Source organism: Leucobacter massiliensis, assembly GCF_002982315.1.
In the GTDB taxonomy this organism is placed as follows: Bacteria; Actinomycetota; Actinomycetes; order Actinomycetales; family Microbacteriaceae; genus Leucobacter; species Leucobacter massiliensis.
The window spans coordinates 69,288-89,898 of sequence record NZ_MWZD01000023.1; the positions used below are offsets into that span (position 1 = coordinate 69,288).

The following is a 20,611-nucleotide window of genomic DNA, read 5'->3' on the forward strand; positions in this document are numbered from 1 at the left end:
GCCGACGCCCGGCCGTCCGTTCCGGCGCCCGCCCGCGCCGCGCTCCTGGGCCCCGCCGAGGTGCGGGAGCTCGCGGAGCGGCTCGGCGTCTCGCCGACGAAGAAGCTCGGGCAGAACTTCGTCATCGATCCGAACACGGTCCGCAAGATCGTGCGGCTCGCGCGCGTGGAGAGCGGGGACCGCGTGATCGAGGTGGGCCCCGGCCTGGGCTCCCTCACCCTCGGCATCACGGAGGCCGGCGCCCAGGTGACGGCCGTGGAGATCGACCACCGACTCGCCGCCGAGCTGCCGCACACCGTCCGCGCCCTGCAGCCCGAGGTGTTCGCGGAGGAGGGGAGCCCCCGCCTGCGGGTGATCCGCTGCGACGCCCTCGAACTGGGCCGGGAGGAGCTGGACGGCCTGCCCGCACCGCCCGAGGTGCTCGTCGCGAACCTCCCCTACAACGTGTCGGTGCCGATCCTCATGCACCTCCTGGAACTCATCCCGCAGCTGCGACGCGGTCTCGTCATGGTCCAGGCCGAGGTGGGGCACCGCATCGCCGCCGCACCGGGCAGCCGAGAGTACGGCGCGCCCAGCGCGAAGGCGGCGTGGTACGGGGAGTGGGGGATCGCCGGCACCGTGAGCCGCCGGATCTTCTGGCCCGTGCCCGGCGTGGACTCCGTGCTCGTGGGCTATGAGCGTCGCGCCGAGCCCCGCGGCGACGAGGCCGAGCGACGACGCACCTTCGCGCTCGTGAGCGCCGCCTTCGCCCAGCGCCGCAAGATGCTGCGGCAGGCGCTGCAGCCGGTGCTGGGGCCACTGGGTGAGACGACGGCCGCGATCGAGGCCGCGGGCATCGATCCGACGGCCCGGGCCGAGCAGCTCGCCATCGACGACTACCTGGCGATCGCGCGCAGTTCGCCGGATGGCCGCACGTCCCTGTCCGAGAGCGACGCGCCGGTGCGCTACCGTTGAGACCATGAGCGTGCGGGGGATGCGATCGGTCACGGTGAGGGCGCCGGGAAAGATCAACGTGTTCTTCCGCGTGGGTGCGATCCAGGATGACGGATACCACGATGTCGCCTCCCTCTACCAGGCCGTCTCGCTCTTCGAGGAGGTGACCGCGGAGCCCGCGGACGACTTCTCGATCCGCTTCAGCGGCCCCATCGACGCGAGCGGCCTGCCCACCGACGACCGCAATCTGGCGCTCGCCGCCGCGCGCCTGCTCGCGCGGCGCACCGGCTACCGCGGCGGCGTCGCCCTCACCGTGTTCAAGCGCGTGCCCATCGCCGGGGGCATGGGCGGGGGCTCGGCCGACGCCGCCGCGACGCTCGTCGCCTGCGACGAACTGTGGGGAACCGGCGTGGGGCGCGCGGCCCTGCACCGGCTCGCCGCGGAGCTCGGCGCCGATGTGCCCTTCGCCCTGGAGGGCGGCACGGCCGTGGGGACGGGGCGCGGCGACGAGCTGAGCCCGGCGCTCGCGAAGGGCGGCTTCCACTGGGTGCTCGCGCTCTCGGAGGCCGGCCTCAGCACGCCGGTGGTGTATCGCACCCTCGACCAGCATCGCGACGAGCACATCGTGGACCTGGGCCCGCAGCCCGAGCTCGTGAAGGTCGACACCGCGGTGCTGCAGGCGGTGCGGGTGGGTGACCCGAGCTCCCTCGCGGAATCGATGCACAACGACCTGCAGGTGGCCGCCCTGCGGCTCGCCCCGGAGCTCTCCGAGCTGCTGGAGCTGGGGGAGTCGCGGGGCGCGCTCGCCGGCATCGTCTCCGGATCGGGCCCCACCGTGGCGTTCCTCGCCGACAGCGCCCAGTCGGCGGCCGAGCTGCGGGGCGTCCTCACCCGTGCTGGCGTGCGCGCCCTGACGGCGACCGGCCCGGTGCCCGGCGCGCGCGTGATCGACGGCTGAGGAATAGTCGCGGCCGCCGCGGCGCTGTACCCGGCATGAGCGAGAAGATCCGCGTCGACATCTGGTCCGACATCGCCTGCCCGTGGTGCTACATCGGCAAGCACCGTTTCGAGGCGGGCGTCGCGGCCCTCCGCGAACGGCACCCCGATGTGGAGGTGGAGGTGGAGAGCCACAGCTTCGAGCTCGCCCCCGACACCCCGCTCGACTTCACCGGCAGCGAGGTCGACTTCCTCGTCGCCCACAAGGGCATGCCCGCGGCGCAGGTCGAGCAGATGCTCGGCCAGATGACCGAGCTCGGGGCGGCGGAGGGGCTCGGCTTCGCCTTCGACCGGGTGCGGCACACGAACACGCACCGTGCGCACCGCATTCTCCATCTCGCGAAGGACGAGGGCGTGCAGGCGGCCGTGCAGGAGCGGCTGTTCCGTGCCTATTTCGCGGAGGGCGAGAATCTTGCGGACCCCACGGTGCTGGCGCGCGTCGGCGCGGAGGCTGGGCTCGACCCGGAGGCGGTGCTCGCCGCCCTCGACAGCGAGGAGTACGGCGCGGCGGTCGAGCGCGACATCACCCGTGCGCGGATGATGGGGGTCTCCGGCGTGCCGTTCTTCCTGATCGATCAGAAGTACGGCGTGTCCGGCGCCCAGTCGGCCGAGGCCTTCGCCGGGGCGTTCGAGCAGGTGCTCGGCCTGCGCGCCGAGGCCGGATCCGCGCCTTCCGGATCCGCGCCTGCGGAGAACGCGGATTCGAGCGAGGCCGGCGAGGCCACTGAAACCATCGAGACCGAGGAGGCGCGCGCATGAGCGAGCAGACGAAGACCACCACCGCGAGCGCGGAGGGCGCCGCGCCTGCCGCGCCGAGTGCGCCCGAGGCCGCCGGCTTCGACCTCGACGCGGGCATCGCCGCGGCCGCCTCGGCCGAGAGCGCCGAGATCCTGAACCTCCTCGGCGACGGCGGCGGCGCCGGGTCGTGCTGCGGCGGCTCCTGCTGCAGCGCCTGAGCGTCCGAGGCCGCTCGCAGTCCCGGGCACCGGGGCGAGCTGCGCTGCCGGGGCGCGCGCCGGAGCCCGCCCCGTAGACTGAGAGGGTTATGGCGCATCTTCTGGGGGCCGAGGCCCTGCACCTCGAGGTTCCGACCAAGACCGTCTTCGACTCGGTGACCCTCGGGGTCGCGGAGGGGGACCGGATCGGCATCGTCGGACGCAATGGCGACGGCAAGTCCTCGCTGCTGATGATGCTGGCGGGCCGACGCGAGCCCGACGGCGGTCAGGTGACGGTGCGCGGCGGCACCACCGTCGGGGTGCTCGACCAGGCCGACGTCTTCGCGGACGGCGAGACGGTGGGAAGCGCGATCGTGGGCGACCTCCCCGAGCACGAGTGGGCGGGGGACCCGCGCATCCGCGAGGTCATCGCCGGCCTCGTGGGCGACCTCGACTGGGATGCCCCGCTCGACGGCCTCTCGGGGGGTCAGCGGCGGCGGGTCGCGCTCGCGCGCCTGCTCGTCGGCGACTACGACGTGCTCTTCCTCGACGAGCCGACCAACCACCTCGATGTCGAGGGCATCTCCTGGCTGGCCGCTCACCTGAAGCGTCGCTGGCCGAAGGGACAGGGCGCGCTGCTCGTCGTCACCCACGACCGGTGGTTCCTCGACGAGGTCTGCGAGACCACGTGGGAGGTGCACGACCGGATCGTCGAGCCCTTCGAGGGCGGCTACGCCGCCTACATCCTGCAGCGCGTGGAGCGCGACCGGCAGGCCGCCGCGATCGAGCAGAAGCGCCAGAACCTCGCCCGCAAGGAGCTCGCCTGGCTGCGGCGCGGGGCGCCCGCGCGCACCTCGAAGCCGAAGTTCCGCATCGACGCCGCCAACGAGCTGATCGCCGATGTGCCCGAGATCCGCGACCGGGTGTCCTTGCAGTCGATGGCGGTGCAGCGCCTCGGCAAGGAGGTCGTCAATCTGCTCGACGCGGGCGTCGCCTACGACGGCCGCACGATCCTCGAAGACGTGGAGTGGCGGCTCGCCCCCGGGGAGCGCACCGGCATCCTCGGCGTCAACGGGGCGGGCAAGTCGACCCTGCTGGGGCTCATCTCGGGCGAGGTGCAGCCGACGAGCGGCAGCGTGAAGCGTGGCAAGACCGTGCAGGTGGCCACCCTGACGCAGCGCCTCGACGAGCTGGAAGAACATCTGAACGAGCCGGTGCGGGTGGTCATCGGGCGCCTGCGCACGAGCTTCACCGTCGGCTCGGGATCGAAGGCGCAGGAGCTGACCCCCGGGCAGATGCTGGAGCGCATGGGATTCACGAGCGCGCAGCTCTCCACCCCGGTGAAGGACCTCTCCGGCGGGCAGAAGCGCCGTCTGCAGCTGCTGCTGATCCTGCTGGAGCAGCCGAACGTGCTCATCCTCGACGAGCCGACGAACGACCTCGACACCGACATGCTCGCGGCCATGGAGGACCTGCTCGACTCGTGGCCGGGCACGCTCATCGTCGTGTCGCACGACCGGTACTTCCTGGAGCGCGTCACCGACCAGCAGTATGCGATCCTGGATCGCCGCCTGCGGCACCTGCCCGGCGGGGTCGACGAGTATCTGAGGCTGCGGGCGGCGGAGGATCGCGCCCGCGAGCAGGCCGGTGCGGCCGGGGGCGCGGCGGGGGCCGGCGGCTCCGCCGCGCGGGAAGCCGGGTCTGCCGGTGCCGCCGGGCCCGCCGCGGCGCCGGGCCTCTCGGGTGCGGAGCGCCGTGCCGCGGAGAAGGAGCTGTCGGCGGTGGAGCGCAAGATGGAGCGCCTGCAGTCGGACGCCGCGAAGGCCCGCGACGGTCTCGCCGCCCTCGACCAGAGCGACTACGCCCTGCTCAACGCCGAGATGGTGAAGATCACGGCCCTCGAAGACGAGGTCGCCGCCCTCGAAGACCGCTGGCTGGAGCTCTCCGAGCAGCTCGGCTGAGGGATCCGCGAGGCGGTCAGCGGACGATCAGCGACTCAGTGGCGTGCTGCCAGCCGTGACGCTGATAGTCGCGCGGGGACATGCCGTGGGCCCGGGTGAAGACCGTCGTGAACGCTGAGGGGTGCGCGTAGCCGAGCCTCCTGGCCGTCTGCGCGACGCCCATCCCCGATTCGAGGCAGTGGCGCGCCTCGGTCATGCGGACTCCCGATCTCCAGGCCGGAAAGCGCTGTCCGGTGACCGAGAGGAAGTCGCGGCTCAGGGCGTTCGTCTCCAGGTCGAGCTCCCGAGCCCAGTGCGCGAGCGTCCGCCCCTCGGCCGGGTTGCTGCGCACGGCGCGGATGAGCTGGTGCACCGGGGCGGCCTCCTCCGAGACGGTGCCCGTCTCGGCGTGGCGTTGCGAGATCCGGTCGAGGAACAGGCGGGTGATGCGGTTCGGGTCGTGGACCTCCGGGCGCAGGAGGCTGTAGTTCGCGAGCAGCGTGTGCAGCAGGTAGTCTTCGGCCTCCTCGGGAAAGGCATGGACGAGGTCGTCGGGGAGCCGGATCGGCGGGGTGCCGCGGCGCGATCCGAGCGGGAGCAGCAGCGAACCGGGCGAGAGCGCGATCCGGTTGCGGAGACCGGCGGGGAGCCAGATGACGTCGCCGCGCCGTAACCGCCGTGTGCGCCCGCCCGCGGTCACCCGCGCGGAACCGCGGTACACCCAGACCAGGACGTGAAAATCGTTGATCCGCGACCAGCTCTGCGTCGCCGGGATCGGCGGTGGCGGCGCGTGTCGTTCGCCGGCCTGCCGCAGCTGCGGTTCGATCCGCTCCCCGAAGTCCGCCGCGCGGGCGTCCCCCGGGTGGCTTTGGGCGGACCGCCTCCGCTGGTACTCGCTCGGCGTCATCCCGGTTCTCGCCCGGAACGCCCTGGTGAAGCCGGCCGGGGTCGAGAAACCGAGCTGCCGGCCCGCCCAGCCGATGTCGTGGCCCGCATCCATGAGCTCGGCCGCGGCGGCGACGCGGACGGCGGTGCGCCACCGGATGAGAGGAAGCCCCGTCTCGTCGACGAAGCGCTGCTGCACGGTGCGCGGGCTGAGACCGACGGACCGGGCGTGCTCCGCGGTGTCTGCCGGATTGCACGGGTTCTGGAGCAGTGCGCGTGCAATCGCGGCAGCCTCGGGCGAGCTCGGCATCGGGGGGAGTCCCACCGGGTGGCCCAGGGTGAGGGAGCGTGGGAGGGCGGGATGCGGGCCGGCGATGAGGTCGAGCAGGCTCGTGTCCGAGCTCGCCCCGCGCAGGTAGCCGACGCTGCGCGCGAACTGATAGATCAGCCAGTCCGACCACTCGGCGGGGAGGTCGAGGCGCTGGGGGCGGGTGAGACTCGGGGTGCGGCTCCCCAGCGCCGGGAAGATCGGGAAGACGAGTGATGCGGCGTCGCTGTGCACGGCGAAGGAAACGCCCGCAGGCATCCAGATGCTCTGCCCCGCACTGAGCGGGTAGTCCTGCGCCGCGACCCGGACGCGGGCGCTGCCCGTGCGTACCCAGAGGAGCGCGGGCTCTGTGGCGTTGCGTGCCGAGACCAGGCGCGATGGGGGGATCGGCGGGATCGCGTCCGCGCTGAACAGCTCTGACATCGTCGTCCCCTCGTGCGGGCACCGCGACAGTGTGTGAAGTCTGCGCGTGCGGATAAATCATCGGATGGTGATAAGGATAGCCTTACTTGGTGTCCCCGCGCCGTGTGCGCCGGGGGCCGTGTCCCGCCGCCGGCGGGTCGCTTGCCGATTTGTGAGGAGAGTGCCTGTTGAGTGCCCTGCGCGAGCTCCGCCTGATCCCGGTGGTCCTGCGGAAGCTCACCGTCGATCGCGTCGTGGACGTCACCCCGGGCATGAAGCGGATCACCCTGGCCGGAAGCCAGCTGGCCGCGTTCGTCTCTGAGGACGGCGCAGCGCACCCCGCCTTCGCCTCGCCCGGCTTCGACGACGACATCCGGCTGCTGTTCCCGTATCCGGGTGAGTCCGAAGCCGTGCTCCCGCTGATCGAGAACGGGCGCGTGTCCTTCGCGGCGGGCCGGCGTCCGCTCGCGCGCGCCTACTCCGTGCGTCGCTACGACCCCGAGGCCCGCGAGCTGGACATCGACTTCGTGCTGCACGGGCACGGCGTGGCGAGCGACTGGGCCAGGCGCGCCGCGCCGGGAGATCCGATGCACATCGCCGGCCCCGGCAAGACATCGAGCCGGCCTCCCGGCAAGCGCTGGCTCCTCGCCGCCGGGGACGACACCGCGATCCCGGCCATCGCCCGGCTCCTCGAGGAGCTGCCCTGGCACGCTCGCGGCCGGGTGCTCATCGCCGTCGCGCGGGACGAGCATCGCCAGGAGCTGCCGGCGCCGCCCGGAGTGCAGCTGAGCTGGCTTCCGCGCGAGCCCGAGGCGGAGCAGCCGCTCCTCGACGCCGTTCGCAGCCTGAGCTGGCCGGACGAGACACCCTTCGTCTGGCTCGCGGGGGAGCAGTCGGAGGTGCAGCGGATCCGCCGCCACCTGACAAGCGAACGCGGGGTTCCGGCGTCCGCGATCGACTTCACCGGGTACTGGAAACGGGGCTCGGAGGGGCTTTCAGGCGACTAGCCCCGGGCGCCCCGGCTCGCGCGCCCGGCCACGGGTCCTCCCGTCGCCGGGTCGCGTCCCCCTGCCCGGTTCGCATCATCACATCGACCCATCTCAGACGACAGAGAAGGACACACATGAACATCACCAGAGGCTCCCGTGCCGTCCCCGGTATCGGAGCGGTTCTCGCAGCGCTCCTGCTCCTCGCCGGGTGCTCCGGGCCGGGCGGCTCCGGCGCGGGATCCGGCGAAGGATCCGGCGATGCCGGCGCGAGCCGCCAGAGCCTGCTGCCCGCTGCCGAGGGCAAGACGCAGTACCCGCTCACGCTGGAATCCGAGTACGGCGAGACGGTGCTGGAGAAGCGACCCGAGCGCATCGCCGCCATCGTCCCGAACGGGATCGACACCGAGCTGCTCCTCTCCCTCGGCGTCACCCCTGTGCTGAGTTCGAGCATGATCGACGAGGGCGGCTACCTCGCAGCGCACGGCGCGGCCGAGCTCGACACCTACGAGTTCGTTCGCGGCGAGGACGTTCCGATGGAGGCGGTCGCCGCCGCCGATCCCGATCTCATCGTCACCGTCGGCTGGACCCCCGGTTTCGGTGAGGTGAAGGACATCTACGACCGGCTCGCCAGGATCGCGCCCGTGGTCACGAGCCCCGCCTCCGATCAGCGGATGATCCCGTGGCAGGACTCGATCCGCATCCTGGGCGAGACCCTCGACCTCGGCGACGCAGCCGAAGCCGTGATCGCCGAACACGATGAACTGTTTGCCGGCATCCGATCCGAGCATCCGGAGTTCGGCGGGCAGACCGCCACCTGGGCGATCTACTACGGGCCGTCGAACGGTCTCCAGTACTTCTCGCAGCACGATTCGGCACCGGAGCTCTTCCTCTCCGACCTGGGCTTCGCCCCCAATCCGAACGCCGCCGAGTTCGCGCGCGACACCACGGTCAGCGATGAGCTCCTCTCGAAGATCGACGCCGACGTCCTGCTCCTGGGCCGGAGCGAGGCGACGAGCGCGGAGGAGATGGAACGGCAGGTCACCGGCACCGAGCTCTTCCGGAACCTCGAAGCCGTGCGCGCGGGGAAGTACATCCAGCTCCCGCCGAAGACGGACGACGGCGGAGACCTGCTGTGGGCGATCACGAGCGGCGGTCCCATCGGGAATGCGTGGGCGGCAGAGCGGCTCGTCCCGGTCATCGCCGAAGCGCTCTGACGCACACCCTCCAAGGGGGCGCGGCCGGCACCTGCGGCGCCCCCTCCTCACCGCGAGATCAGGAGCGAGATGGCCTCTCTCACCGCACCGCTGCAGCGCAGCGACTCCGCCGTGGCGGGGGCGCTCACAGCTCGTCGCAGACTGTTCGGGCTGCTCGTGCTCGTCTCCGCGCTCGCCGTCGTCCTCGTCCTCAGCATCGTCTCCGGTGCGAACCCGCTGCCGCTCGGCGAGGTGTGGCGAGTGCTCGCGGCGCCCGACGGCAGCGAGGCGTCCTCCATCGTGTGGTCCCTGCGCCTGCCGCGGACCCTGGCCGGCGTCGTCTCCGGGGCCGCGTTCGGGGTGGCCGGGGCGCTCATCCAGGCGATCACCCGCAACCCGCTGGCCGATCCCGGCATCCTCGGCGTCAACGCCGGCGCGGGCTTCGCGATCACGGTGGGCGTTGCGCTCTTCGGCGTCACGGGGATCGCGGGGTACGTCTGGTTCTCGTTCACCGGGGCGGTCGCCGCTACGGTGCTCGTCTACCTCATCGGCGCCGCCGGACGAGGTGCGGTCTCTCCGGTCACGCTCGTGCTCGCTGGCATCGCGCTCGCCGCGGTGCTCACCGCGTGCTCGACGTTCCTGCAGCTCATCGACGAGGAGACCTTCCGCTCCTTCAGGAACTGGAGCCTCGGATCGCTGGCCCGGGTGTCCGTGCCTGACACGCTGACCGTGCTGCCGCTGATCGCCGCGGGCCTCCTGCTGGCGCTGCTCAGCGCAGGCGCCCTCAACGCGGTCTCCCTGGGTGACGAGCAGGCGGCGTCGCTCGGCGCGAACGTGATCCGCACGCGGACGATCGGCTTGATCGCGGTCACGCTGCTCGCCGGAGGAGCCACCGCACTGACCGGCGGAATCGCCTTCGTCGGGCTGGCGGTGCCGCATCTGGTGCGCTGGTTCACCGGCCCCGAGCAGCGATGGATCATCGCGTGCACCGCGCTCGCATCGCCCGTGCTCGTGATCGGGGCGGACGTCCTGGGGCGGGTGATCGCGCGGCCCGGCGAGATCGAAGCCGGAGTCGTGGCCGCCGTGATCGGCGCACCCGTGCTCATCGCGCTCGTTCGGCGCAGGAAGGCGTCCGGTCTATGAATACCCGGCTGACACAGGAAACAGGGATCGACTTCGGCTACCGCTCGCACCGGCTCCGGATCGCTGCGCTCGCGGCGCTGCGCTGGAGCGCGCGGAGCGCGACCGTCAATGCGCTGCTCGTCCTCATCGCCGTGGTCCTCGCCGTGCTCGCGCTCGGGATCGGCGACTTCCCCCTCAGCCCGGCTCAGGTGGTCGCGGCGCTGTTCGGACAGGGCGAGGAGTTCGAGCGCATGATCGTCACCGAGTGGCGGCTTCCGGTCGCCATCGCCGCGGTGATGCTCGGGGCGCTGCTCGGCATCGGCGGCGCGATCTTCCAGTCGCTGACCCGCAACCCCATCGGATCGCCCGACGTCATCGGATTCGACGCCGGGGCCTATACGGCCGTCGTGGTCACGGTGCTCGTCCTCGGCACGAAGCACTACTGGGGGGTCGCGACCGCCGCGCTCATCGGCGGCCTCGCCACCGCGCTTGTCGTCTATCTCCTGGCGTACCGCAGAGGGGTCCAGGGGTTCCGGCTCATCATCGTCGGCATTGCGGTCTCGGCGATGCTCGGATCCGTCAATGTGTACCTCGTCACCCGGGCCGAGATCACCGATGCGATGAGCGTCGGCTTCTGGGCGGCCGGCTCGCTGAGCCGGGTCAGCTGGGAGGGCCTCGTGCCCGTCTCCGTCGGCGGGGCCGTCATCGTCGCCGCGGTGGTCCTGCTCGCGCCCGCCCTGCGCCAGCTGGAGCTGGGCGACGACGCGGCCCTCGCGCAGGGGGTCGGCGCGCAGCGAAGCCGCCCGCTGCTGCTCGTCGCCGGTGTCGCGGCCACCGCCCTGGTGACGGCGGCCGCGGGGCCGATCGGATTCGTGGCGCTTTCCGCCCCTCAGCTCGCGCGGCGCCTGAGCCGCGCGCCGGGTGTCTCCGTGGTCTCGGCAGCCTGCATGGGTGCGGCGCTGCTCAGCTGCGCCCACGCGCTCTCGCTGCTCATCTCCGAAGCGTTCCGCCCGGTGCCCGTCGGAGTGATCACCGTCTGCCTCGGTGGTCTCTACCTGATCTGGCTCCTCATCAGAGAAACGAGACGAAGCATATGACGCTGACCGAAACGCTCTCCGCCCGGGGCAGTGGCGCCGAGGAGGGCAGGCCGCCGCGGTTCCGTGCCGAAGCGCTGAGCCTGAGCTACGACAAGCGGACGATCGTCGGGGAGTTCTCCGCGGCGATTCCGGATGAGTCCTTCACCGCCATCATCGGCCCGAACGCCTGCGGAAAATCGACCCTGCTCCGCGGCTTGTCGCGGCTGCTGAAACCCGAGTCGGGGCGCGTCGTCCTCGACGGGCGGAGCATCCAGGAGTATCCGGTCAAGGAGCTCGCGAGGCAGCTGGGGCTGCTCCCGCAGTCGTCGATCGCCCCCGACGGCATCCGCGTCGCCGACCTCGTCGCGCGAGGCCGGTATCCCCACCAGAGCCTGATCCGGCAGTGGACGGACGCGGATGAGGTCGCCGTCGCCGAAGCCATGCGCGCGACGGGCGTGCGGGAGCTCTCCGGAAGGCTGGTCGACGAGCTCTCGGGCGGGCAGCGCCAGCGGGTGTGGGTGGCGATGGCGCTCGCGCAGCAGACCCGGATCCTGCTGCTCGACGAGCCCACCACCTTTCTCGACCTCACCCACCAGATCGAGCTGCTCGAGCTGTTCACCGATCTCCACCGCGCCGGGCGCACGCTCGTCGCGGTGCTGCACGACCTCAACCAGGCGGCGCGCTACGCGACGCACCTCATCGCGATGCGGGACGGCGTCGTCGTCGCAGCGGGACCCCCGGCGGAGATCGTGAGCGAAGGGCTGATCGAGCAGGTGTTCGACCTGCCCTGCCGCGTCGTTCCCGACCCTGTCGCCGGCACACCCCAGGTCGTGCCCCTCGGGCGCGCCCGCTCGGCCACCCGGAAAGGAAACCCCTCGCGAAGCTCGACCATGCAAGCTCGCGCATTCCCGCCTCGGCTTCGCCGCTCGCGGCCGCCCTCGCACCCGCCCTCCCCGCCCTCGCGGCATCGGTGTTCACCGCCGCGCTCGGCGGGCTGGCAGGGCTCGGGGCCCTGTGGGCCACCGTTCGGATCGTCGCCGGGGCGACGCCGGCGCACGCCGCCTGGGCGTGCGCCGGCTGGATCTCCGGCGCGCTGCTGCTCGCGCTCTCGTCGTGGCTCGCCCACTCCGGTGAGGCGAGGTTCTCCGCGCGACTGCGACGGGACACCGCCCGCAGGCTCGCTCGCATGCCGGTGGGAACGGTCGCCAGCTACGGCGGAGACGCGCTGCGGCGGCTCGTGTCCGACGACATCGCCGCCCTGCACCACACCGTCGCGCATCTGCCCGCGGAGATCGCCACCCTCGTCGTCGTCCCGCTCGCCACGACGGTGCTGTTGGTGACGACAGCCGGACCGACCGCACTGCTCGCGCTCATTCCGGGTGCGCTCGCCGCCGCCTACTTCCTGCTCCTCGTGCCGCGGAGCACGGCGAAGCACGGCACCGAGACCGTTCGTGTCATGAGCGAGATCGCGACCGCCGTGGACGACTACGCCCACGGCATTCGGGTATGCCGCATCTTCGGCGCGGAGGCCGGGGCGGCGGCCGACTACGCTGCCGCGACCCGGCGCTTCACCGAGAACATGGTCGCCTGGGTGCGCAGGGTGGCCACTCCCGCCGCCTGCGCAACGGCGCTGCTGCAAGCGGCCGCCAGCTACGCGATCGCGTACGCCGTCGGCTACGGCCAGCGTCCCGAGGTGCTCGCCGCCATGCTGCTGTTCGGGCTCGCCGTGGTCACGCCCGCGCTGCGTCTCGGGCACGGTCTCGACTATGTCCGGGCGGGCCGTGCGGCTGCCGAGCGCCTCACGGCCGTCCTGCGCGAGCCGGTCATCGCCGATCCGGCGGGCGACGCGGACACCGCGGCGCTCGAACTCGCGAGCTTGACCATCGAGCGGGACGGCCGCCCGCTGATCCGCGACTTCTCGCACGTCTTCTCCGCGTCCTCCATCACCGCGATCACCGGTCCGAGCGGCAGCGGCAAGACGAGCCTCCTGCGCGCCATCGCCGGACTGGAGATCCCTGCAGGCGGCGTCGTCCGCTATCCGGGCGGGATGAGCGCCGGCCGCGGCCGGCCGCCGAGGCCCGTGCTGCTCGTCCCGCAGGGGGGTGATGTGCTCGCCGGCACGGTTCGCGAGAACCTCGTCCTCTCGGCTCCGGACGCCACCGACGAGGAGCTGATCGCCGCCCTCCGGCGCGCGCAGCTCGTCCTGCCCCTCGGCACACTGGCGAGCAGGCTCTCCGGCGGAGAGCGGCAGCGTCTCGGGCTCGCGCGGGTCTTCCTCACCGACGCCCCCGTGGTGCTCCTCGACGAGCCCACCAGTGCGCTCGACCAGCAGACCGGCGCGCGGGTCTTCACGGAGCTGTGCGCGCTCGCCGCAGACCGCTCGAAGACGCTCGTGGTCGTCACCCATGACGAAGAACTCGCCGAGCGGGCGAGGACGCGGCTGGTGCTCGCCGGCGCGGCGCTGGCGGTCGCGGGGGAGGGACGATGATGGCCGAGCGGACACGGACCTTCCCGACGGCGGCCCGCCGCCGACTCGTGCTCATCTCGCTGGGGTGGGCGCTCGTCGCCGTGACGGAGGCGGGCGCCTACACGGTGCTCGCGCTCGCCATCGCCGATCGCCGGCCACCCGGCGCGGTGCTGGCGAGCGCCGTCGTCGCCGTCATCGTCACCGTGCTCGTCTCGCGGAGCGGGTACCTCGCCGGAGCGCGCCTGACCGGCGATCTCTTCCGGGGCGTCGGCGCGGCGTTCTCGCGTGCGAAGCTCGCCTGGTTCACCGAGCAGCATCGCGCACTGGTGGGAACCGTCGCAGGGAGGGCCATCCCCGCCCTGATGAGTCTTCCGGCGCACCAGTTGCAGACGTTCATCCTCTCACCGCTCCTCCCGCTGCTCCTCCTCGGCGGGGCCGGCGTCGTCGCGGGGCCGGCCGCGATGCTGCTGCTCGCCGGGCTCCTCGGAGTCGCGTTCCTCGCGCAGTTCGCCGCGCAGCGCGCCCTCCGCGCTGCGGACTCGGGGCGGGGCGCCGCCGAGCAGGACGCCGCGGAAGCCTCCCTGGAGTTCGTCGATCACCTCGAACTCCTGCGCACCGCCGCCGGCCCGGAGCGCGCCGTCGAGCGCCTCACCGCCCGGTGGGAAGCCCAGGAGGCGGCCCTCGCCCGCACCAACCGGGCCTCGGCGCTCGCCACGCTCGTCTCCGGCCTGGCCGGCGTCCTGCCACTCGCCGGCGTGCTGATCCTGATCGTGGCCACCGGCGACGGCGACCCCGCCGGGGCGCTGGCGCTCATCGTCCTCACCGTACGGGCCTCTGCGCCGCTGGACACGCTGGCGCTCGCGGGCGTCACGGTGAACGAGCTCCGCACCACGGTCGAGCGCTACCGCGCCGTCGTCACAGCCCCTACCTTGCCGGAGCCCCGGGTCTCGGCACCGCGGAGCGGGCACCGGATCGTCGTGAGCGATGTGTCGTACGGCTCGGTGCTCGAAGGCGTCTCCGCGGAGCTCCCCGAGAACTCCACCGTTCTCGTCACCGGACCCACGGGGAGCGGCAAGAGCACCCTGCTGTCGCTGCTCATGCGCTTCGACGACCCCGACGCCGGAGGGATCCGGATCGGCGGAGCCGGGCTCACCGAGCTGCGCTCCGAGGATCTCGCCGCGATGATCGGCTACGTCCCCCAGGACCCCGTCGTGTTCGAGGGGACCCTTGCCGAGAACATCCGCCTCGGGAACCCGGCCGCCACCGATGAGGAGGTGGCCGCCGCAGCGCGGGGGGCCGCCCTCGGCGCCGTCATCGACCGATCGCCGCTCGGGATCGGCCAGCCCGTCGGCCACCGGGGGAGCACGCTCTCCGGAGGGGAGCGCCAGCGGGTCGCCATCGCCCGGGCGATCCTGAAGCGCGCGCCGATCCTGATCCTCGACGAGGCGAGCTCCGCCCTCGATGCGCGGACGGAGGAGCGGGTCGCGGCGACGATCCGCGATCTGCCGTGCACCACGATCCTCGTCACGCACCGGGACGCCGAGCGCAGCTGGCGCCCCTCGGTGCGGATCGAGCTCGGCGCCGCGCATTCCGCGCCCGCGCCCGCGGAGTTCCGCTGAGTCCGCGCTTCCCCGCTGAGTCCGCACGGTTCTGCGCGGCGGACATGCGCGGACTCAGCGGAAGCGTGCGGACTCGGCGGATGCGGGCCGGGTGGGGAGGGCTGGGTCGGGCGGGGAGGTGGGGTCTATTGGGCGTTTGGTTATGTTACGCATAATGTTTCGTTTTGTTTCGGGGGTGGTGGAGCGAGCCCGCGCTCTCTGCATAACCTGCTGGCATGGCAGACATAAGCAGAACTTCGGATGCGGTGTTCCCGGTCGGGATCGCGCTCGACGGCGCGGGGTGGCACCCCTCGGCGTGGCGGGATGGGGGCGCGCACCCCGAGCGGGTGTTCACCGCGGCCTACTGGGGCGCGATCGCCGAGCTCGCCGAGCGCGCCGGGCTCGACTACCTCACGATCACCGACGCACTCGCTCTGCAGGAGGACCCGCGGGCGGGCTTCGGCGCCGAGCGGGCCGTGCCGCCGCACCCCGTGCCCGGCATTCCCAGCGGCCGCCTCGACGCCGAACTCATCGCGAGCTGGATCGCGCCGCGCACCGAGCGGATCGGGCTCATTCCGGCCGTCACCACCACGCACACCGAGCCCTTCCACGTCGCCACCGCGCTGCAGACCCTTGACCACGTCTCGCTCGGCCGGGCGGGCTGGCAGCTCCGCATCTCCCCGGGGGCCGCCGAGGCCGCCGCGCTCGGCCGTCGCCCGGCGCCCGGCATCGATCCCGCCCGCGTCGCGGCCGGAGAGCCCGATCCCGCCCTCGACGCGCTGCTCGACGAGGCGGCCGATGCTGCGGAGGTCGCCCGCCGCCTCTGGGACAGCTGGGAGGACGACGCGATCATCCGCGACGCGGAGACCGGCCGCTTCCTCGACGCGGAGCGGCTGCACCACATCCGCTTCACGGGCGAACACTTCTCCGTGATCGGCCCCTCGATCGTGCCGCGCTCGCCCCAGGGGCAGCTCCCGGTCACCCTGCTCGCCCACTCGGCCCCCGTGTACCGGCTCGCGGCGCGCGCCGCCGACGTCGTCTTCGTCACCCCGCATCCCGATCCCGCGACGAACGCCAGCCCCGGCGCGCGCACCGCGGCGCAGATCGTCGCCGAGATCCGCGAGATCGAGGGCGGCGCCGCCCGCGCGGGTCGGGGACTCGCCCCGCTGCGGATCTTCGCCGATCTGCTCGTGGCGCTCGACGGCGAAGCCGGGCCGGCGGGGGAGCGTCCCGCGGCTGCCGCCCCGGAGACGGGCCCCGAGCGCATCGCCCGGCTCGACGCGCTCGGGATCCCGCTCGCGAGCGACGCGCATCTCGCCGCGGGATCCGCGAGCGACATCACCGAGCTCATCGAACACTGGCGCGAGCAGGGCATCGAGGGCGTGCGCCTGCGCCCCGCCTCGAACCATCTCGACCTGCCCGCCATCGCCCAGAGGCTGCTGCCCGAGCTGCGCCGCCGCGGCCTCGGCGGGGCGACACCCGGTGGCGGGCGGGGGGCCGGGACCACGCTGCGCGAGCGCTTCGGCCTCCCCGCCGCCCAGAACCGTTACGCAAGCGAGCGCCGAGACACCATCCCGAGCACGAAGGAGCGAGCCGCATGAGCACCACCCCCGAGCCGAAGCGCCAGGCGCGCCTCGTCGCGCACTTCCCCGGCGTCAACAGCACCACCGTGTGGCGCGACCCCGAAGCGGGAAGCCAGATCGACTTCGCGTCGTTCCGGCACTTCGCGCGGACCGCGGAGCGCGGGCTCTTCGACTACATCTTCTTCGCGGAGGGGCTGCGGGTGCGTGAGCACGGCGGCCGGTTTCACGAGCTCGACGTCGCCGGCCGACCCGCCACCCTCACCATCCTCGCCGCCCTCGCCTCCGTCACCGAGCGCATCGGGCTCGTAGGCACCCTGTCGAGCACCTTCAACGAACCCGTGGAGCTTGCCCGCCGGCTCGCCACGATCGACCACCTCTCCGGCGGCCGCGTCGGCTGGAACGTCGTCACCTCGCCCGACGCCTTCCACGGCGCGAACTTCCGCCGCGGCGGCTTCCTCGACTACGGCGATCGCTACCTGCGCGCCGAGGAGTTCGTGCGGATCGCCAAGGAGCTGTGGGACTCGTGGGAGCCCGGCGCGGTCGTGGCCGACGCGGAGCACGGCGTGTTCGCCGATCCGGATCGCGTACACCCGGTCGTCCATCACGGCCCGCAGTTCGACATCGCCGCCACCAGCACGGTGCCGCGCAGCCCCCAGGGGTACCCGGTGATCGTGCAGGCCGGCGACTCGCCCGCGGGCCGCGACTTCGCGGCGGCGAACGCGGAGGTCATCTTCTCACGGCACACCGGCTTCGAGGACGGGCGCCGCTTCTACGCCGATGTGAAGGGGCGACTGGGAGCGGCGGGCCGCAGCGAGGAGTCGCTGCTGATCCTGCCGGGGGCGACCTTCGTGCTCGGCGATACGGCGGCCGAGGCGGCCGAACGATCCCGCGAGATCGCCCGGCAGCAGATCAGTCCGCAGACGGCGATCGCCTGGGTCGAGGCGATCTGGGGCCGCGCGATCCCGGGTCTGGACCCCGACGGGCCGCTCCCCGCGGAGGATCCCGGCGACGGCGAGCAGCGTCAGGGCCAGGTGAGCACGCAGGTGGCGGATCGCATCGCCCGCGCCCGCGAGCTGCGGCAGCGCGCTGAGGCCGAGGGGCTCACGCTGCGCGAACTGGTCATCGCCGAGACCGCCCAGCACACCTTCGTCGGCACCCCTGCGCACGTGGCCGCCGAGATCGACCGCCACGTGCAGCAGCGCGCCTCCGACGGCTTCGTGCTCGTGCCGCACCTCACGCCGAGCGGACTCGACGAATTCGTGGACCGCGTCGTGCCGCTGCTCCAGGAGCGCGGCGTCTACCGCAGCGAGTACCCCGTCGACCCCGCCACGGGCACGACGACGCTGCGCACCACGCTCGGGCTGCCGGAGCCGTCGCGGCCCGCGGCGCCCCGGTCCCGCGGGGAGGAGACGCCCCGGAACGGGGGGCGAGCCGGGCGGCAGGATCCCGAACAGCAGTCCCGGCACGCTCAGTACCCCCAGCACGCCCAGCTCCCCCAGCACCAGCGACAGGAAGGAGCGGCCGCGTGACCATCACCGCCGAGCCCCGAGCCGGGCTCCCGCCCGCCCCCGTCTACGCCTTCGCCTATGTGCGCTACGACGATCCCCTCGGCGCGCCCCTGCTGCGCGATCTGGAGCGCGAGTACGACAGCCGCTACGGCGTCGAGGTCTTCGGCGAGCCCGCCGCGGCGGAGATCAACCGCTATCCCGCGGCGGCCTTCGCCGAACCGGACGGCGCGTTCCTGCTGCTGCTGGAGGACGGCGAGCCCGTGTCGGGAGGCGCGTTCTTCCGCCTCGACGAGCGCACCGCGGAGGTGAAGCGGGTGTGGACTCGCGCGGACCGCCGCGGCCGGGGTCTCGCGCGCCTCGTGCTCACCGAACTGGAGCACGAGGCGAAGCGCCTCGGCTACGAGCGGATCTATCTCACCACCGGCCCGCGCCAGCCGGAGGCGGTCGCGCTCTACCGCGGGCACGGCTACACGCCGCTCTTCGACGTGGCCCTGCCCGCCGCTGAGATCGGCGTGCACCCCTTCGAGAAGTCGCTCGCGGAGATCCCCGTGCAGTCGCGCCGCCGCACCGTCGAAGTGGCGGCGAAGGCGGCGACCGTTCCCGCGACGGCTGAGACCGCGGCGCCTGAGACCGCGGCGCCTGAGACCGCTGAGACGGCTCCCGCGGCCACCGCGCCCGCGACGAGGCGAGTGGGTGACGCGCCTGCGGGGACTGGCTCCTATACACATCTGACGCCCGCCGACCATATGCAGGGGGGTAGGGTCCGGGGGTGGCGGGGCCACTAAAAAAAAAAAAACAGTCACAGCGACCGCCGGGTGGTGCCACTCAAGCACCGCCTCCGCTGGGTGCTCAGCGCGCTCGCGGCCTTCCTGCTCGCGCAGCTCGTGTGGACCTTCTTCACGAATCCGCAGTGGCGGTGGAACGTCTTCGCCGAGTACTTCTTCAATGACGCGGTGCTCCGCGGGGTGTGGCTCACCCTGTGGCTCACGGCGGTGTCGGCAGTGATCGGCTTCGCGCTCGGCGCGGTGCTCGCCCTGGCACGGCTCTCGGGCTCCGCGCTGCTGAACTCCTTCGCCTGGGGGTACATCTGGTTCTTCCGCTCGGTGCCGCTCGTCGTGCAACTGGTGCTCTGGTACAACCTCGGGTACCTCTTCCCGACGCTCGGGATCGGCTGGCCCTTCACTTACGACTTCTGGGTGGTCGAGTTCAACACCGTGCAGCTCATCTCGGCCTCGGCCGCGGCGATCCTGGGCCTGTCGCTGCACCAGGCCGCCTACTCGGCGGAGATCATCCGCGGCGGCCTGCTGTCGGTGGATCAGGGCCAGATCGAGGCGGCGAAGGCGCTCGGGATCCCGCGCCGCAGGCGGTTCTTCCGCATCGTGCTGCCGCAGGCGGCCCGCGCGATCCTGCCCAGCGCCTTCAACGAGGTGATCGGACTGCTCAAGGGAACCTCGGTGGTGTTCATCGTCGCCCTGCCCGAGCTGTTCTACACGGTGCAGGTGATCTACAACCGCAACCAGCAGGTGGTGCCGCTGCTGCTGGTCGCGACGGTCTGGTACACGATCTTCACCTCGGTGCTGAGCGTGATCCAGTTCACCATCGAACGCCACTTCGCCCGCGGTTCCGCGCGGGAGCTGCCTCCCACGCCCCTGCAGCGCGCCCGACGTGCGCTGCGGCGCCTGGCCGGAGGCGGGGGGCGAGCCCGCCGCGACCTCGCATCCGCGCCGCTTCCCGCATCGTCCGTCGCCGCCATCACCGCAAGCCAGCGCTAGGAGACGCCTCATGAGCACTCGAACCGTCACCCGGCCCGCCGCGGATTCCGCCGCGAGTCCCGCTGCCGCGGATTCCGCTGCCGGAACGCCCGCCGCCCGCCCGCCCGCCGGGCTCGTGCAGATCACCGGGGTGCACAAGTCCTACGGCGAGCACGAGGTGCTGCACGGCATCACCCTCACCGTGCAGCCGGGGCAGGTGGTCGCCCTGCTCGGCCCCTCCGGCTCGGGCAAATCGACGCTGCTGCGCGCGATCAACCACCTGGAGACCATCGACCGCGGCGAGATCACCATCGACGGCGAGTTCATCGGCTACGAGCAGCGGGGCGATCGCCTCATCGAGCTGCCTGAGAAGCGGGTGCTGGAGCGCCGCACCCGCGTGGGCATGGTGTTCCAGAACTTCAACCTCTTCCCGCACCTGACGGCGCTGGAGAATATCGCCGAGGCCCCCATCGCTCTGAAGCGGGCGGGCAAGGCGCAGGCGACGGCCCGGGCGCGCGAGCTGCTCGCCCGCGTCGGGCTCGCGGATCGCGGCGGCCACTACCCCCGGCAGCTCTCCGGCGGTCAGCAGCAGCGGGTCGCCATCGCCCGGGCACTCGCCCTCGACCCCGATGTGCTGCTCTTCGACGAGCCGACGAGCGCGCTCGACCCCGAACTGGTCGGCGAGGTGCTGCAGGTGATCCGCGATCTCGCGCGGGGCGGCACGACGCTGATCATCGTCACCCACGAGATCGGCTTCGCCGCCGAGGTCGCCGATCACGTCGTCTTCCTGGACGGGGGGCGGATCGTGGAGCAGGGCCCGCCCGAGCGGGTGCTGCGCGATCCCGAGCACGCCAGAACCCAGGAGTTCCTCGACTGGGTCATCTGAGCCCGCCCGCCCGATCCGA

16 protein-coding genes and 2 pseudogenes are annotated in these 20,611 nt (G+C 72.5%); 17 read left to right on the forward strand and 1 reads right to left on the reverse strand.

Annotated elements, in window-relative coordinates; translation table 11 throughout:
• Positions 1 to 45: 45 nt before the first annotated feature.
• The 5 genes from rsmA (at position 46) to B4915_RS13500 (ending at position 4,825) form a co-directional block, all read left to right on the forward strand.
• A complete protein-coding gene (gene rsmA / locus B4915_RS13480; RefSeq protein ID WP_105806385.1) occupies positions 46 to 954 on the forward strand; it encodes a 16S rRNA (adenine(1518)-N(6)/adenine(1519)-N(6))-dimethyltransferase RsmA in 909 nt (302 codons plus the stop codon).
• Positions 955 to 958: 4 nt separating this feature from the next.
• On the forward strand, positions 959 to 1,891 hold the full coding sequence (locus B4915_RS13485) for a 4-(cytidine 5'-diphospho)-2-C-methyl-D-erythritol kinase (RefSeq protein WP_105806340.1): 933 nt from the start codon (positions 959 to 961) through the stop codon (positions 1,889 to 1,891).
• 35 nt (positions 1,892 to 1,926) lie between these two features.
• On the forward strand, positions 1,927 to 2,688 hold the full coding sequence (locus B4915_RS13490) for a DsbA family oxidoreductase (RefSeq protein WP_105806341.1): 762 nt from the start codon (positions 1,927 to 1,929) through the stop codon (positions 2,686 to 2,688).
• Entirely contained in the window at positions 2,685 to 2,885 is a 201-nt protein-coding gene (locus B4915_RS13495; RefSeq protein ID WP_105806342.1) for a hypothetical protein, read from the forward strand. The genes B4915_RS13490 and B4915_RS13495 overlap by 4 nt, the downstream gene beginning before the upstream one ends.
• An 89-nt stretch (positions 2,886 to 2,974) precedes the next feature.
• Positions 2,975 to 4,825, forward strand: a complete 1,851-nt coding sequence (locus B4915_RS13500; RefSeq protein WP_105806343.1) for an ABC-F family ATP-binding cassette domain-containing protein — start codon at positions 2,975 to 2,977, stop codon at positions 4,823 to 4,825.
• Positions 4,826 to 4,841: 16 nt separating this feature from the next.
• On the opposite strand, the gene B4915_RS13505 is transcribed toward B4915_RS13500, so the two are convergent.
• The gene (locus tag B4915_RS13505; protein WP_105806344.1) at positions 4,842 to 6,440 is read right to left on the reverse strand and encodes an AraC family transcriptional regulator; all 1,599 of its coding nucleotides are present in this window, start codon (positions 6,438 to 6,440) and stop codon (positions 4,842 to 4,844) included.
• Positions 6,441 to 6,607: 167 nt separating this feature from the next.
• Between B4915_RS13505 and B4915_RS13510 the strand changes: the two genes are divergently transcribed.
• The 12 genes and pseudogenes from B4915_RS13510 (at position 6,608) to B4915_RS13565 (ending at position 20,592) form a co-directional block, all read left to right on the forward strand.
• Complete coding sequence (locus B4915_RS13510; RefSeq protein ID WP_245907518.1) at positions 6,608 to 7,426, forward strand: siderophore-interacting protein; 819 nt, start codon at positions 6,608 to 6,610, stop codon at positions 7,424 to 7,426.
• A 116-nt stretch (positions 7,427 to 7,542) separates the two neighbouring features.
• Complete coding sequence (locus B4915_RS13515) at positions 7,543 to 8,622, forward strand: ABC transporter substrate-binding protein (RefSeq protein WP_105806346.1); 1,080 nt, start codon at positions 7,543 to 7,545, stop codon at positions 8,620 to 8,622.
• A 69-nt stretch (positions 8,623 to 8,691) separates the two neighbouring features.
• A complete protein-coding gene (locus tag B4915_RS13520) occupies positions 8,692 to 9,744 on the forward strand; it encodes a FecCD family ABC transporter permease (RefSeq protein ID WP_105806347.1) in 1,053 nt (350 codons plus the stop codon).
• Positions 9,741 to 10,820 (forward strand): FecCD family ABC transporter permease, encoded by a 1,080-nt coding sequence (locus tag B4915_RS13525; protein ID WP_105806348.1) that lies wholly within the window; start codon positions 9,741 to 9,743, stop codon positions 10,818 to 10,820. Before B4915_RS13520 ends, B4915_RS13525 begins: the two co-directional genes overlap by 4 nt.
• Positions 10,817 to 11,644: pseudogene (locus B4915_RS13530) on the forward strand (ABC transporter ATP-binding protein); the annotation flags it as partial. The gene B4915_RS13525 and the pseudogene B4915_RS13530, both read left to right, overlap by 4 nt.
• Before the next feature lie 125 nt (positions 11,645 to 11,769).
• The gene (locus B4915_RS13535) at positions 11,770 to 13,287 is read left to right on the forward strand and encodes an ATP-binding cassette domain-containing protein (protein ID WP_245907519.1); all 1,518 of its coding nucleotides are present in this window, start codon (positions 11,770 to 11,772) and stop codon (positions 13,285 to 13,287) included.
• Positions 13,287 to 14,885, forward strand: coding sequence for an ATP-binding cassette domain-containing protein (locus B4915_RS13540; protein WP_245907520.1), 1,599 nt, complete (start codon positions 13,287 to 13,289; stop codon positions 14,883 to 14,885). Before B4915_RS13535 ends, B4915_RS13540 begins: the two co-directional genes overlap by 1 nt.
• 215 nt (positions 14,886 to 15,100) lie before the next feature.
• Positions 15,101 to 16,465, forward strand: a complete 1,365-nt coding sequence (locus tag B4915_RS13545; protein ID WP_105806350.1) for an LLM class flavin-dependent oxidoreductase — start codon at positions 15,101 to 15,103, stop codon at positions 16,463 to 16,465.
• Positions 16,462 to 17,976: an NtaA/DmoA family FMN-dependent monooxygenase gene (locus tag B4915_RS13550; RefSeq protein ID WP_105806351.1), complete on the forward strand. Its 1,515-nt coding sequence runs from the start codon at positions 16,462 to 16,464 to the stop codon at positions 17,974 to 17,976. Before B4915_RS13545 ends, B4915_RS13550 begins: the two co-directional genes overlap by 4 nt.
• Positions 17,973 to 18,740: a GNAT family N-acetyltransferase gene (locus B4915_RS14990; protein WP_245907521.1), complete on the forward strand. Its 768-nt coding sequence runs from the start codon at positions 17,973 to 17,975 to the stop codon at positions 18,738 to 18,740. The genes B4915_RS13550 and B4915_RS14990 overlap by 4 nt, the downstream gene beginning before the upstream one ends.
• 15 nt (positions 18,741 to 18,755) lie before the next feature.
• Positions 18,756 to 19,727, forward strand: a pseudogene (locus B4915_RS13560) (amino acid ABC transporter permease); the annotation flags it as partial.
• Between the two features lie 10 nt (positions 19,728 to 19,737).
• A complete protein-coding gene (locus B4915_RS13565) occupies positions 19,738 to 20,592 on the forward strand; it encodes an amino acid ABC transporter ATP-binding protein (RefSeq protein WP_105806353.1) in 855 nt (284 codons plus the stop codon).
• Positions 20,593 to 20,611 lie beyond the last annotated feature (19 nt).